The 14,240-nt window shown below is 59.2% G+C and carries 8 protein-coding genes; 2 read left to right on the top strand and 6 right to left on the bottom strand.

Features of this window, described 5'->3' with window-relative positions:
• Window positions 1-23: 23 nt before the first annotated feature.
• The 4 genes from FHJ80_RS02590 to FHJ80_RS02575 all read right to left on the bottom strand — a co-directional run bounded on the left by FHJ80_RS02590 (window position 24) and on the right by FHJ80_RS02575 (window position 7,707).
• Window positions 24-4,847, bottom strand: coding sequence for an NAD-glutamate dehydrogenase (locus tag FHJ80_RS02590; protein WP_139525482.1), 4,824 nt, complete (start codon window positions 4,845-4,847; stop codon window positions 24-26).
• Between the two features lie 193 nt (window positions 4,848-5,040).
• Window positions 5,041-6,150, bottom strand: a complete 1,110-nt coding sequence (gene trmA, locus FHJ80_RS02585; protein ID WP_139525481.1) for a tRNA (uridine(54)-C5)-methyltransferase TrmA — start codon at window positions 6,148-6,150, stop codon at window positions 5,041-5,043.
• 57 nt (window positions 6,151-6,207) lie between these two features.
• Window positions 6,208-7,005, bottom strand: a complete 798-nt coding sequence (murI, locus tag FHJ80_RS02580; RefSeq protein WP_139525480.1) for a glutamate racemase — start codon at window positions 7,003-7,005, stop codon at window positions 6,208-6,210.
• A 156-nt stretch (window positions 7,006-7,161) separates the two neighbouring features.
• Entirely contained in the window at window positions 7,162-7,707 is a 546-nt protein-coding gene (locus FHJ80_RS02575; protein WP_139525479.1) for a hemerythrin domain-containing protein, read from the bottom strand.
• A gap of 234 nt (window positions 7,708-7,941) precedes the next feature.
• Between FHJ80_RS02575 and FHJ80_RS02570 the strand changes: the two genes are divergently transcribed.
• Window positions 7,942-9,267, top strand: coding sequence for a replication-associated recombination protein A (locus FHJ80_RS02570; RefSeq protein WP_139525478.1), 1,326 nt, complete (start codon window positions 7,942-7,944; stop codon window positions 9,265-9,267).
• A 31-nt stretch (window positions 9,268-9,298) separates the two neighbouring features.
• Here FHJ80_RS02570 and lolA read toward each other — a convergent pair whose 3' ends face one another.
• Both lolA and FHJ80_RS02560 read right to left on the bottom strand, forming a co-directional pair.
• Complete coding sequence (lolA, locus tag FHJ80_RS02565) at window positions 9,299-9,955, bottom strand: outer membrane lipoprotein chaperone LolA (protein ID WP_139525477.1); 657 nt, start codon at window positions 9,953-9,955, stop codon at window positions 9,299-9,301.
• 140 nt (window positions 9,956-10,095) lie between these two features.
• On the bottom strand, window positions 10,096-13,368 hold the full coding sequence (locus FHJ80_RS02560; RefSeq protein WP_139525476.1) for a DNA translocase FtsK: 3,273 nt from the start codon (window positions 13,366-13,368) through the stop codon (window positions 10,096-10,098).
• 117 nt (window positions 13,369-13,485) lie between these two features.
• Between FHJ80_RS02560 and aat the strand changes: the two genes are divergently transcribed.
• Window positions 13,486-14,235, top strand: a complete 750-nt coding sequence (gene aat / locus FHJ80_RS02555; RefSeq protein WP_139525475.1) for a leucyl/phenylalanyl-tRNA--protein transferase — start codon at window positions 13,486-13,488, stop codon at window positions 14,233-14,235.
• The last annotated feature ends 5 nt before the right edge of the window (window positions 14,236-14,240 follow it).

The following is a 14,240-nucleotide window of genomic DNA, read 5'->3' as shown; positions in this document are numbered from 1 at the left end:
TGCCGTTGAGCATGCGCTTCGGTTTACGCTTCGCTGTCGCTCTCGGCCAGGTCGACCAGTTCACGCACGGCCACGGCGAACAGTGCAAACCCTCCTTCACTGCCACCGCGCACTTCGTCGATCAGGCGGCACCAGCGGCGGTGTAGCTCGGCATGCTGCTCTAGCCACTGGGCTACCCGCTCTTGGGTGTCACGGCTGCCGGCTTCTAGCTTCAGAACGCTGGTAGTGAGCGCCAGCTGCTGACGGTCGATGTCGTCGCGGAAGGTTTCTCTCGCCTGGGCCTGCCAGGCATCGCGGACCTCCAGGTGGGTAACCTGCTGGATCATCCATGGTAGCTCTAAGCGGCTGCCGATTTCATAGAACACCTCGGCCACCCGTTGCGGCTTCTCGTTGGTGATCCGCGCGGCTTGAATGATGCCCAGGCCAGCGTAGAGACTCGGCGCGGCAGCCACGGTGGCGGCCAGTGCTTCCGGCACGCCAGCTTCCAGCAATTCATCACAGCGCTGGCGCCATACGGCCTGCTCTTCACCGCTGAGCAGCTCGCCAATGCCCTCCTGCAACTGCGCCAAGCGTGGGCCGAAGTACTCGATGGTGTCCTGGGTCGAGAGCCCCAGGTGCTGACGCAGGAACCAGCGCGTGGCGCGGCGGATCATGCGCATCAAATCCAGCATCATGGAGTACTGCACACGGCTGGGCACTTGGTTATCCAGCGCTTCGATCTGCGCCCACAGCGACGGCAGATTGAAGGCATCGCGGGCCACCACGTAGGCGCGGGCAATGTCCGCACGGCCAGCGCCGGTCGAATCCATCAGGCGACGCACGAAGACGATGCCCATGTGATCAACGAGATCGTTGGCCACCTGGGTGGCGACGATTTCACGCTTTAGACGGTGGTCGTACATCTCGTTCTGGTAGCGTTCGGTGAGCACGGCCGGGAACAGACGCTCTAGATGACGGTGGATATACAGATCGTCGGGCACGTCGGAGTTGATCAGGTCGCCCTTCAGGGTGCTCTTGGCGTAGGAGATCAGCACCGACAGTTCCGGTAAGCGCATGCCCTGATTGTTGCTGGCGCGCTCTGTGAGCACGTCATCGGCGGGCAGGAACTCGAGCTCGCGGTCGATTTGACCGGCGGACTCCAGCTCGCTGATGAAGCGACGGTACGGCCCCATGCCCTGGTGAGACAAGATCTCCGACAGGTCCAGTGCCTGGGTCTGGCGGTAGTTATCCAGAATCACCAGGTCGGCGACCTCTTCGGTCATGTCGGCCAGCAGCTGGTTACGCTGCTTGTCGGTCATATCGCCACGCTTGACCACTTCATCGATCAAGATTTTGATGTTGACCTCGTGATCCGAGCAGTTCACGCCGCCCGCGTTGTCGATAAAGTCGGTGTAGACGCGTACCCCGTTGGCGGCGGCTTCCATCCGGCCACGCTGGGTCAGGCCCAGGTTACCGCCCTCGCCGACCACGCGGCAGTTCAATTCTTTACCGTTGATACGCAGCGCATCGTTGGCTTTGTCGCCCACATCCGCATCGGTCTCTTCAGAACTCTTCACGTAAGTACCGATGCCGCCGTTCCAAATCAGATCGACCTTCGCTTTGAGCATGGCGCGAATCAGGTCGTTGGGCGACAGGCGAGCCTCTTCAATCCCAAACGCTTGCTGCATTTCCGGCGTGATGGTGATCGACTTGGCGCTGCGGCTGAACACCCCACCCCCTTGGGAGATCAGTTCGCTGCTGTAATCTTCCCAGCTGGAGCGCGGCAGATCGAACAGGCGTTTGCGCTCGGCAAAGGCCGCTGCGGCATCCGGGTTCGGGTCGACGAAGATGTGCAGGTGGTTGAAGGCGCCCACCAATTGGATCTTATCGGAAAGGAGCATACCGTTACCGAACACGTCCCCCGCCATGTCTCCGATACCCACCACGGTAAACAGGTCTTCCTGGGTATTAACGCCCAGGTTCTTGAAGTGACGCTTCACGGATTCCCACGCGCCGCGAGCGGTGATTGCCATCTTCTTGTGGTCGTAGCCGTTGGCACCACCGGAAGCAAAGGCGTCACCCAACCAGTGGCCATACTCGATGGAAATCGCGTTGGCGATGTCCGAGAAAGTAGCGGTGCCTTTATCGGCGGCTACCACCAAGTAGGTGTCGTCTTCATCGTGACGCACGACGCTTTGCGGCGGCACTACCTCGCCACCCACCAAGTTGTCGGTGACGTCCAATAGCGCACGAATGAAGATTTGGTAGCAGGCGATCCCTTCCTTCTGTTGGGTTTCGCGGTCGGCGTTTTCCGGCATGCGCTTACATACGAAGCCGCCCTTCGCGCCGACAGGCACGATGACCGCGTTTTTCACCTGCTGCGCTTTGACGAGGCCCAGCACTTCGGTACGGAAATCCTCGAGACGATCCGACCAGCGCAGGCCACCACGGGCCACTTTACCACCGCGCAAGTGAACGCCTTCGACACGCGGCGAGCAGACGAAGATCTCGAACGCCGGGCGCGGCTTGGGCATTCCGGTGACTTTCGACGGCTCCAACTTGTAGGCGATGTAATCCTTGAAGCGGCCACCGTCGGTGGTCTGGTAGTAGTTGGTGCGCAGCGTGCCCTGAATCAGCTCCATGAAGCGGCGCAGCAGTTGGTCATCGTTGAGGCTGGCAACGCCTTCTAAGTGCTCGTTGAGTCGCGTAAGGCAGTCATCGACGTTGCTGGGCTGCTGGGCCGGGTCGAAACGCAGGCGGAACAACTCCACCAGGGTCTGGGTAATGGCCGGGTAGTTCGCCAGCGTTGCGGCAATGTAATCCTGAGACATACCGAAGCGAATCTGCTTCAAATAGCGGGCATAGCCGCGCAGCATGGCCACTTCGCGCCAGTCGAGCCCTGCGCCGATGATCAGGCGGTTGAAGGCGTCGTTATCGGCCTCGCCTGCCCAAATACGCTTGAACGCTTCGCTGAAGGTGTCGCGCATTTCGCTCAGGTTGACGCCTTCACGGCTGTGTTCCAGTTCGAAATCGTGAATCCAGTAGCGCTGCTGTGGTGCGTTGATGTCGTAGGGGCGCTCGCCAATCACGCGCAGGCCAAGGTTTTCCATCATCGGCAGCACGTCGGAGAGTGGAATTTGCGATTCGCGGTGGAACAGCTTCAGGTTCATGCCGCCCGCCTGCTCTTCCAGGGGGCGATAAAGCGACAGAGAGAGATCGTCGCCGTTATCCAAATTCAGCAGATGCTGGACATCGAACACGGCCGTGCGAGCGTTGAAATCTTCCCGGTAGCTGGCGGAGAACGCGTCGTGGAACTGATCGATCAGATGATTGGCACGCTCTTCCCCGAAGCCTTCGATCATCGCCGCCTGCAGATCGTCGCGCCAGCTGCGGGCTAGGCGAGCGACTTTACTCTCCAGGCGTTTGAGATCGTATTGGCTCGGGGCGTCGCCGTTGAAGCGCAGGATCAATTGGATACGCGCCAGCACCGACTCGGATAAGTAGGTGTTGAAGTCGCCGAAGTGCGCGTCCAACTCGTCGCAGAGCATGCCCTGAATGCGCTGGCGTAGATCGGTCGAGAACACATCACGCGGCACGAACACCAGGCAGGAATAGAACTTACCGCTGACATCGGCGCGGATGAATAGCCGCACCTGACGGCGCTCACGGATGTTGAGAATACCCAGTGCGGTGCTGGCTAGGGATTCGGTACTGATCTGGAATAGGTCATCGCGTGGGTAGACTTCCAGCACCTGCAACAGCTGCTTGCCGTTGTGGCCCTGGGGATTGAAGCCAGCGATATCCATCACGGCCTTGAGTTTACGACGCAGCAGCGGAATGTTGCGCGGCGACTCGTTGTACACCGTGGCGGTGAATAGGCCAAAGAAGCGGCGTTCGCCAATGACGTTGCCGTCATCGTCGTAGCGGTCGACGGTGATGTAATCTGGATACGTGGGTCGGTGCACGCGGGAGTGGTGGGCGCTTTTGGCGAACGAGAGCAGCTGCGGCACCAGCACATAGTCATTGTGCTCATCGACACCCTCTTCGGTGCGGATTCGCTCGCGGTAGCGCGGCTGGTCCAACCGGAACACACCCAGCACGCTGTTGGGATCACGCTGCAGCTCGTTGCCTTCTAGCAGGTACTCATCGTAGCCCAGGAAGGTGAAGTTATCTTTCAGCAACCACTCTAGGAAAGCGATGGCTTCTTCATGGTCATCCGGGTCGATCTGCGGCGGGCAATTTTTTTCCAGCTCTTGAATGGCGGAGGTAATTTGACCGCACATGGCATCGAAATCGCCCACGGCGGTACGCACGTCCCGCAGCACTTCGTGCAGATTACGCTCGATTTTTGCCAGGGATTCGGCATCGGTGTGGCGATCGACTTCGATGACGATCAGCGATTCACGGGCGTCCGGTGCATTCTCATCTTTGGGAGAGGTGAGCGCCTTCAGCTGATGCTGGCTATCACGGGCCACGGCGAACACGGCGTTTTGAATGGCGTGTACCGTTAGGCCGCGACGGTTGAGTTCGATGCGCACGGAATCGACCAAAAACGGCATGTCTTCATGCAGCACCGCCACGAAGGTGTGGGTAGACTGCCAGCCATGCTCTTCGAAATCCGGGTTGAAAATGCGTACTTTAGGGCTTTTCGGATCATGGTGCTGGAGGAACTGCCAGATGGACAGCGTCGCACCGTACAGGTCGTCTAAACGACGGTCGACCAAGTCTTCCACCGGCACCGTGGCATAAAAGTGGCGCGCAAAGGCTTCGATATCGGCCGCCCGCGCTGGCTCCAGTCGCGCTTCCAAGCGCTCTTGTAGCTGCTTTAAAAGATCCCGCCGACTCTCTTCGATCGCAACGTAATGCATCCATCACCTCGACTGCCTGGGGCCACTACTTAGGCCAAAAAAACGAAGGACAATAGGCCTTTAGGCCACACTACCCATTAGCTTACGCTACCCATCATCGCCACCCTAACCATCTGACAGGTTATTCATGGTGTATACCGCTTGTGCATCATAAGCACTATTGACAAGTTCCACGCGTCTCATGTGAGTGCGCTCAAGGCTGTCGACGGGTCAGCAGCACGCCACATTCACAGTGGTGGGTAAACGGAAACTGGTCAAATAGGGCGAATCGCTCGATGTCATGGGTCTTGGTCAGCAGCGCTAAATTTTCGGCCAGTGTGACCGGGTTGCATGAAATATAGACGATTTGAGCGTATTCGCTGACTTGATGGCAGCTCTGCTCATCCAGTCCCGCCCGAGGTGGGTCGACCAGCACGGTCGTGAAGTCGTACTCGTCGAGGGCCATGTCGGCCACGCGGCGGCCCGCCTTCTCGCCTTTCAGGGCCAACGAAAACTCTTCCGCCGACATACGCGCTACGTGAGCATTGGTCACACCGTTGGCATCGAGATTGACGTTGGCGCTGGCTACCGAGGTGCGCGAAATTTCAGTGGCCAGTACGCGGCGGAAATTGTCGGCCAGAGCGATCGTGAAGTTGCCGTTGCCGCAGTAGAGCTCCACCAAATCCTCGTCCTGACGACCTTGCGTGACCTCTTTGGCCCAGCTCAGCATGGTTTGACAGATATGCGCGTTGGGCTGGGTAAAACTGTTTTCCACCTGCTGATAGTGCAGCGTGCGGCCATCTACCGTGAGCTTCTCCCATACATGGTCCTGGGTGAGCACGAGGCGCTGCTTGCGAGAACGACCAATAATCATGATACCCAGCGCGCGCTCTAGCGCACGGGCTTCCGCCTCCCAGGCATCACCCAGCGGGCGGTGATAGATCAGCGTTACCAGCGCTTGACCAGAGAGTGTGGTCAGAAACTCCACCTGAAACAGACGGCGACGCAGCTCATCGCTAGCTAAAAACGCCTCTCGCAGTTGGGGCATCAACGCGTTGATCTGGGCACTAGCCACAGGAAACTGGTCGAGGCGTACCACCCGCTTGTTTTTAGGATTCTCTGGGTCGACCTCGAACATGGCATAGAACAGATCGTCCGCTTCATGCCAGATACGAAACTCGCAGCGTTGACGATAGTGACTCGGCGGCGAGGGATACACCTCCAGTTCAGGCGTATCGAACGCGGCGAAGGTGGTGGCCACGTAGGCTTGCTTATCGGCCAGCTGCTCATCGTAATGTGCTGGGTCTACAGTCGGGATCGCCAAGGTGGCTCCTCTCTACTCATGGTGAACGTCTTGGAAGATGCGCTGCTCGTTGGCAGCCTAGCGGGCGTTGGGCAATTCGAGCGGTTGCGCTGGCTGAAAACCGTAGCGGGCAAAGCCATCGGTCAATGCGATCGCGGGGGCAGTCGTAAAGCAGCGGTCATCGACGGTGTGGCTAACGAGCGCGGTGGCAACCTGGCCGACCCGTCGCGCAATGGCATCGCCAGAATCGACCCAAGTGATAGGCACCGGTGCCAGCGATGCTAGCTGTGGCTGCAAAAGCGGAAAATGGGTGCAGCCTAACACCACGGTATCTAACGCCGGTTGGGTCTGGGTGGCTTGCCATAGCGGTGCCAGCACCTGACGCATGCGTTCCACGTCAAAGGGCGCTCCCCCCAGCCAGGCCTCGGCCGCGGTCACCAAATCGCCCGCAGCGACCCGGGTAACCACACAGTCGCTGGCAAAGCTGTCGATCAATCCTTGTGTGTAGGGACGGTTCACCGTGGCCGCCGTCGCCAGCAAACCAATATGACGCGTGGCACTCAGCTTGGCCGCCGACTTGATCGCTGGCACGGTGCCCACGACCGGTATCGAAAGCGCTTGACGCAGCTTCTCAAGTGCCAGGGTGCTCGCGGTGTTACACGCCACGACCAGCACGCTAGCCTGACAGGCGCGCACCGCCGCTTGGCACACCGTCACGATACGCGCAGCAAGCGTTGCGTCGTCGCGCAGTCCGTAGGGTAACCAAGCGTTATCGCAAGCGTAACAGAGAGCCGCCGAAGGGTAGTGTTGACGCAGCGCATGGGCGACGGAAAGCCCGCCCACGCCAGAATCGAAAATCAGTATTGGCCCTGCCATTACCCCTCACCTGCCCATCCGTTCTATTGAAATACCGCGTTGATCAACGCCGGTGACGTTTGTTATCACGCGTTAGCGTGACGTTTCAGCCGCCCATAAAAAAGGGGCGCTAGTTTAACACGCCCCGTTCGGCACTGAAGGTGTCACATGCTGAGATTACAGAGCAGGTACGTCGGCGCCGCGCAGCTCGGCGTATAACTCTGGATAGGCAAGCTGAAGTCGCTCTAACTCTTTTTCCGCCTCTTCGGGCAGGGCTTGGCGTAGCTCCTCCAGATCATCTGGGGTGAAATGTTTGTCGATCAACGGGAAAAGCCCCTCACGTTCATGACGCAGATAGCCGCGATGCGCCTCCAAGTACGCTTTGAGGTCGTCGGCAAAGCGGTCCATCGGCAGAATGTTGTCCATGAGGATCATGTCAATATCATGGGAAAGGCGCATCAAGCGAGGCTTGAGCTCACGATAATCGCTGGCCATTTGCTCCATGAGTGGCAAGTGTTCAGGGGCCTGCACCTGCAACCGCTCGACACAAATACGCTCTAACGGCGTTGCGAACCCCTCCATGTAAGACAGGATATAGTCCACCACTTCGCGCATCAGCTGAAAGTCAGGCCGTTCTCCGCTAGCCAAGGTTTTTTGCTTGAGCTGCAGCACATGGAGCATTCGCGCCATGTTGGCATGATCTAGACGCAGTTGGTTTAACATCGTGCCGTCTCCTTAGTGAGTGTCATGCTGGCTGCTTTCTACTGCAGTCAGCACGCGATCATGAGCTGGGTTCTACTACACTAGCGTTAATCCTTGTCCTGCGCCTCCGCGATATTCAATCACATGGGCGCTTCTTTACGGTCATGCCAAAAGGTAGCCTGACGTAACCTCTTTTACCACAGACACTTGTTAAGCATTGGTTGTTCAACGTCTCGATTTACAACGGAAGTTTATATGGATCTTTTTGACGCAACCCCGGGTGACGACGCGCCGCTGGCCTATCGTATGCGCCCGTTGACCCTGGACGACTATATCGGTCAACAAGCACTCGTCGGGCCTGACAAACCTCTACGTCGCATGGCCGAATCAGGCGTGGTGCGCTCGATGATTTTATGGGGACCACCCGGCGTTGGTAAGACCACGCTTGCTGAGCTCCTAGCACGTGCATCCAACGCGCAGCTCGAGCACCTGAGTGCAGTGATGGCTGGCGTCAAAGAGATACGAACGGTCGTAGAGCGCGCTCGTCAGCGCACCGCGCCAACGCTTCTCTTTTTAGATGAGATCCACCGCCTGAACAAGAGCCAGCAGGATGCACTGCTGCCCCACGTGGAGTCTGGTCTTTTGACGCTGATCGGCGCTACCACCGAAAACCCCTCTTTCGAAGTCAACTCGGCCCTGCTCTCCCGAGCACGCGTGTATGTCCTGAAGTCATTGACCCAGCAAGAGCTGGTCGAGGTCATGGAGCAAGCGCTTGCCGATACCGAGCGGGGACTTGGCAAGCGTGCCATCGAGGTAGAGACCGGTGTATTGGACGCGTTGGCCCACGCCAGTGCCGGCGATGCTCGGCGAGCCTTGGGGCTACTGGAAACCGCCTGCGATTTCACAGAACAACAGAGTGGTCGTGAGGTGTTACGTCAGGCAGTACTGGCGGACGTGGTGGGTCATCACACCAGCGCGTTCGATAAACAGGGCGATGCGTATTACGACCTGCTTTCGGCGATTCATAAATCGATTCGCTCCTCTCGTCCCGATGCCGCGCTCCTCTACATGGCGCGCTTCATCCAAGGCGGCGGCGACCCGCTGGATATAGTAAGACGTTTGACAGCCATCGCTTCGGAGGACGTCGGCAATGCCGACCCTCGCGCGCTACCGCTAGTGATTGCTGCCTGGGATGCCTATTTGCGATTGGGCGATTACGAGGGCCAGCGCGCGATTGCCCATGCCGCGATCCATTTGGCTGTCGCTCCAAAAAGTAACCGTATAGACCGCGCCTGGAAGAGCGCCCAGCAGTTCGTTCAGCAGCAGCCTCAGGTGGAAGTGCCCACTTACCTACGTAACGCACCAACCAAGCTCATGGAGCAGCTCGGCCATGGTGAAGGCTATCGCTACGCTCACAACGAGCCAAACGGATATCCAGCAGGCAGCGCCCACGACTGCTGGCCAGAAGACGTGCCCAAAACACGCTTCTACGAGCCGAGCCCGTTTGGCCAGGAGAAACGGTTCGGGGAAATCATGGCGTGGCGGGAAGAGCGCGACCAAGAAGCAGATCGGGCGCCTTAGAGCGCCCGATCGTAATCTACTGATTCACCCTCTACATCTCTTCGCGAATCACGTCCGTACCTTCGGGGATCTGGAAATCGAACAGATCGCGGTCGATAGTGCCATTGCGAGTGATGCCGCTAAAGGTGATGGCAGTGCGCTGACCGGTACTGTCCATCATCCAGAGCTCGGTGAGAGTATCGCCGTCGAAGACCATGCTGAGCTCCTCGAACAGCGTATCGGCCAGCGTCGGCATCAAGGTAAAGACATCGTCGCCATCCTGCTGCTCGTAGAACACATCGTAACTTGCCGTCAATTCATCGGCGCTGCCTGATAACAACAGCGCGGGCGTATGGGTCACACGGTCATCCATCGCCTGTACCGTGACCTGCTCCAAGTCAGGATCGTAGAGATACACCTCCTCACCATCGGAGACCACGGTTTGCGAATAAGGTGCCTCGACTTCCCAGCGCAGCATGCCGGGCCGCGACAGCCACATTTCCCCACGTGCGCTCTGCAAACGATCACCGCTGCCATCGAGAATCTGCTGCTCGAAGGTGGCGTGGTAGTTTTCCAACGGATCCAAGCGCTCGGTGAGCCGCTCTGCCGCCTCGTTGGCCCAGGCAGTCATAGGGGCAGCAAAAGTCAATCCCAGCGCACTGGCGGCCAGTGCCAATGCCGGTGAGCGGCGGTTAGAGGGTTCGCGCATGTTCTTTCTCCCTAGGCATTCATTGCCGAATAGCGGACGAGGCAAAGAGCGTAAAAAGCTCCGTATGCCCCTCAGACGCGAAACGCGCCGCAGGGTTTCACCGGCGGCGCGACTTTCACGCTTATTGCATGGTTGACGTGTTAATGGCCCACCGGCGGCGGCGCCAGCACCTCGCGGGCACCGTTGGTACCCATGGAGGAGACCACCCCGGCCCCTTCCATGGCCTCGACCAGACGTGCGGCCCGGTTATAACCGATCTTGAAGCGCCGCTGTACGGCAGAAATCGACGCTTTTCGCGTTTCAGTAACGAACTGCACCGCTTCGTCATAGAGCGCGTCCTGTTCGGCATCATCGCCATCGACGCCTTCCGCTTCGAGCCCGGTTAGCGCATCGGCAGATACGCCGCCGGAAAGAATCTCTTCGATGTACTCCGGCTCGCCTCGACGCTTCCAGTCATCGACCACCCGGTGGACTTCATCGTCGTCCACGAAGGCACCATGGACACGATTCGGTGGACCGGAGCCCGCGGGCAAGTAGAGCATATCGCCATGACCCAACAGACTTTCGGCACCGCCCTGGTCGAGAATGGTGCGCGAATCGATCCGCGAGGAGACCTGGAACGCCATCCGTGACGGAATGTTCGCCTTGATCAGGCCGGTCACCACATCCACCGACGGGCGCTGAGTAGCCAGAATCAGATGGATACCGGCAGCCCGCGCTTTCTGCGCCAGCCGCGCGATCAGCTCTTCGACCTTTTTGCCGACGATCATGAACATATCGGCAAACTCATCGATGACCACTACGATATAGGGCAGCTTTTCCAGCACTGGAGGCGTTTGATGCATTTCCCAGGGCTGGGGCTCCCATAGCGGGTCGGCCACCTGGGCACCGGCACGTTCGGCTTCATCGAGGCGCGCGTTAAACCCGGCGATGTTACGCACGCCCATGGCGGCCATCAGCTTGTAACGGCGCTCCATTTCAGCCACACACCAACGCAAGCTATTGGCAGCTTCCTTCATATCGGTGACGACAGGCGCCAGCAAATGCGGTATGCCGTCATACACCGACAGCTCCAGCATCTTGGGATCGACCATGATCAGCTTGAGTTCATCGGGTGTAGCCTTGAGCAGCATGGAGATCAGCATGGCGTTGACCCCCACCGACTTACCCGAACCGGTCGTACCGGCCACCAACAGGTGGGGCATTTTGCCCAAATTCGCCACTACCGGACCACCGCCAATATCTTGGCCAAGTGCCATCGTCAGCGGTGAATTCTCCTGCTGGTAGCGGTCCGAATCGATCACTTCACGCAAACGAATCATTGCGCGATGCGGGTTGGGAATTTCGATACCCACCGTGGGGCGGCCAGGGATGACCTCGACCACACGCACGCTCTTGACCATCAGCGAACGAGCAAGGTCTTTGGCCAGGTTACTGATTTTGGAAACCTTCACCCCGGCGGCAGGTTTGATCTCGAAACGTGTAATGACCGGCCCCGGCCACGTATCGACCACTTCAGCTTTAACACCGTATTCGCGTAACCTGACTTCCAGGAGTTCCGCCATATCGGCCAGCTGCTCATCCGTGTAGTTCGGCTGATGCGGCTCCGGCGGCGTGAGCAGCTGCAGGCTGGGCACCTCGCCCTCGGGCTCTGGAAGCGTTTCAAACGACGGACGCTGACTCTGTAGATGTTCGACGGTCCAGAGCGTCGGTCCATTGTCTGACTCTTCTTCGGCCGACTCGGTCGAGAACGTAGGCTCATGGCGCGCGCTGGCCGGCGCCTGCATGGCGGTCTTGACCGGTAGCTCGTCGTCATCGTCATCCCACACCGGCTCGGGCACCACCTCGGGTACGCGCTCACGACGCGACTCCGCAGACATCGGCGTTGGCCGATAAGCGGGATCGCTTTCGTCACTGCGCAGCGTCGTAGGAGCGGGGGCGGGTGCTACCTCTGGTTCTGGTGCTGGCTCTGAACGGCGAGCCAGCTCAACGGGCGTAATGGATTCCGAGGTCTCTTCTGGCTCATTGCGTAACGCGCGTAGCGGCACGGTCGGGGCAACGTCCTCGCTCGTTTGCTCTTCGCCAGCGCTTAAAGGTGAGTACTCACTCTCTTCCTGACGCACGGCAGGCTCTGGCTCATCCACGGGCTTGGTCGCAAATGCGTGCGCGTTTGGCAAGGATGTCTCAAGCGCTTCGAGCGGTACCTCTGTATCGGCGATAGAGGGTATCGGCTCTGGTTCTGGCTCCGGAGCAGGCTCTTGGACGTCCTCCGGAGCGTGAGCGGAGAGCGGCATGATCGGCTCTTCAGGCGCGTCTTTCTCTGGCGTCATCTTCGGAGAAGGCGCTGTCTCCAACTCGGGGTCTTGAGATGCGGCAGCCGCGGGAGGGGCCGGTGCATGACGCTCGCTCAGCACAGCGGCCGCTTCCCAGGGAATCGACGTATCGGTGACCGACGACGCCTCATCCTCTGCGGGTGCCGAGAAGCTCGGCTCACGGCGCTCGCGACGACCGACAGGTGAGCGCTCACTGACGGTAGGGCGCACGGGGGGCTCAATTGCTTCACTGGCCCGAGGCGTGGTCGTCGCCACTTCGTCATCGACGGGATCGGTACTCGTGTCACTCGGCTCAGCCCAGGAGCGCTGCTTCACTTTCTTGGACGCTGCCTTGGCCGCTGCGCGCACCGCGGCCCGTTCGGCACGCTTTTCACGCCGCTTGGCACGGCGCTCGCCAAACCAACCGCCGATACGACAAAGTTTACGACCGACTTCATCGGCCACTTGCAGCCAAGACATACCGCTAAACAGCGGGAAACCAATGAGAATGAGCGCTGCAGCGATCAACCCTACTCCGCCACTACTGACGAGCGGTTTTAAGGTGCCCACCAGCCCCTCTCCCAATATACCGCCAGAGGCATAGGGCAAAATGCTATCGGGATGGTAAAAGTGCAGTGCCCCCAACATGGTCGTGCCGAACATCAGCAGCACTAGCCCGCCCGCACGTACGGCGATGGCCACTGGGTCTAGCTCGAAGCGTACCTGGCGAGAGCGCATCAGCCACCAGGCGGCGTAACCAAACATACCCGGCCACCATAGGGCACTTGCACCCAGCAGTGAATAGAGCACATCGGCCAGCCAAGCACCCACGGGCCCCATCCAGTTGCGAACCTCGGTTTCGGGGCCTTGGTACGACCAGCCTGGGTCGGCAGGATGGTAACTAAACAGGGCCAACAGCAAGAAGACGCAGAGCGCCAGCATGACGACCACCACCCCTTCACGGGCAGAGCCTTGCAAGCGCAGGCCAACGCGGCGCGCCTTATCCTTCGCGGCATTGACCCGCGCCGATGATTGAGAACTCGATGGTGACTGACGCGACTGCCGCTGCGTTCGCTTGTCTACCGCCTTATTTACTTTCAAGCGATTCTCCCTTTACACCACACGGTGTCTTTAATCCACTTGCGAGTTTGCATCATACCGAGCATCCTTCCGCCGTCACAGCGCTTCGACGGACGCCACTAGCAACAGGAGCAAGCGATGCTACCTTGGCTCTCATCGCCACACCCCACTTTTCCTTCTACCGAACAGGCGTTGGAGAACCCTAACGGCCTGTTGGCTGCCGGTGGAGAGCTTACACCAGCCTGGCTGGTAGACGCTTACCGAAAAGGGATATTTCCTTGGTATAGCGACGATGACCCCATTTTATGGTGGAGCCCAGATCCACGCATGATACTGCTGCCTGAACAGTTTAAACGACGCCGCAGCCTTGCTAAACGGCTGCGACATAGTGGCTTTAGCGTGACGCTGAATCAACACTTTGCCCAGGTAATCGAAGCGTGCGCTGCGCCACGTAAAGACGAGCTGGGCACCTGGATCAATCCTTCCATGCGCGACGCTTACCAGAGGCTGCATGCATTGGGCATTGCCCACAGTGTCGAGGTCCACCATGGGGGCCAGCTGGTAGGCGGACTCTATGGCTTGGCGATGGGGCCGGTATTTTTCGGCGAGTCGATGTTTTCACGCCAGCCAGACGCCTCTAAAATTGCCCTCGCCCACTTGGCAAGCGCCATGCACACTTACGGCGGCAAGCTCATCGACTGCCAGGTGCATACACCGCATCTGGCCAGCCTCGGCGCAACAACGGTCGCCCGGCGAACGTTCATCAACTATCTTGAGAAGTGGCTGCCAGAAAAGGCGTTTTGCTTATCCAGCACTGAGACTCAAGCGCCCCAGGTGCCAGAATCTCCGTGGCTTGCAGCCATTGCTTCAAACGCAACAGCACAGTGACCGCC

Source organism: Halomonas sp. BL6, from assembly GCF_006228115.1.
GTDB lineage: Bacteria > Pseudomonadota > Gammaproteobacteria > Pseudomonadales > Halomonadaceae > Vreelandella > Vreelandella piezotolerans.
This window is presented reverse-complemented; position numbering and strand designations above follow the sequence as displayed.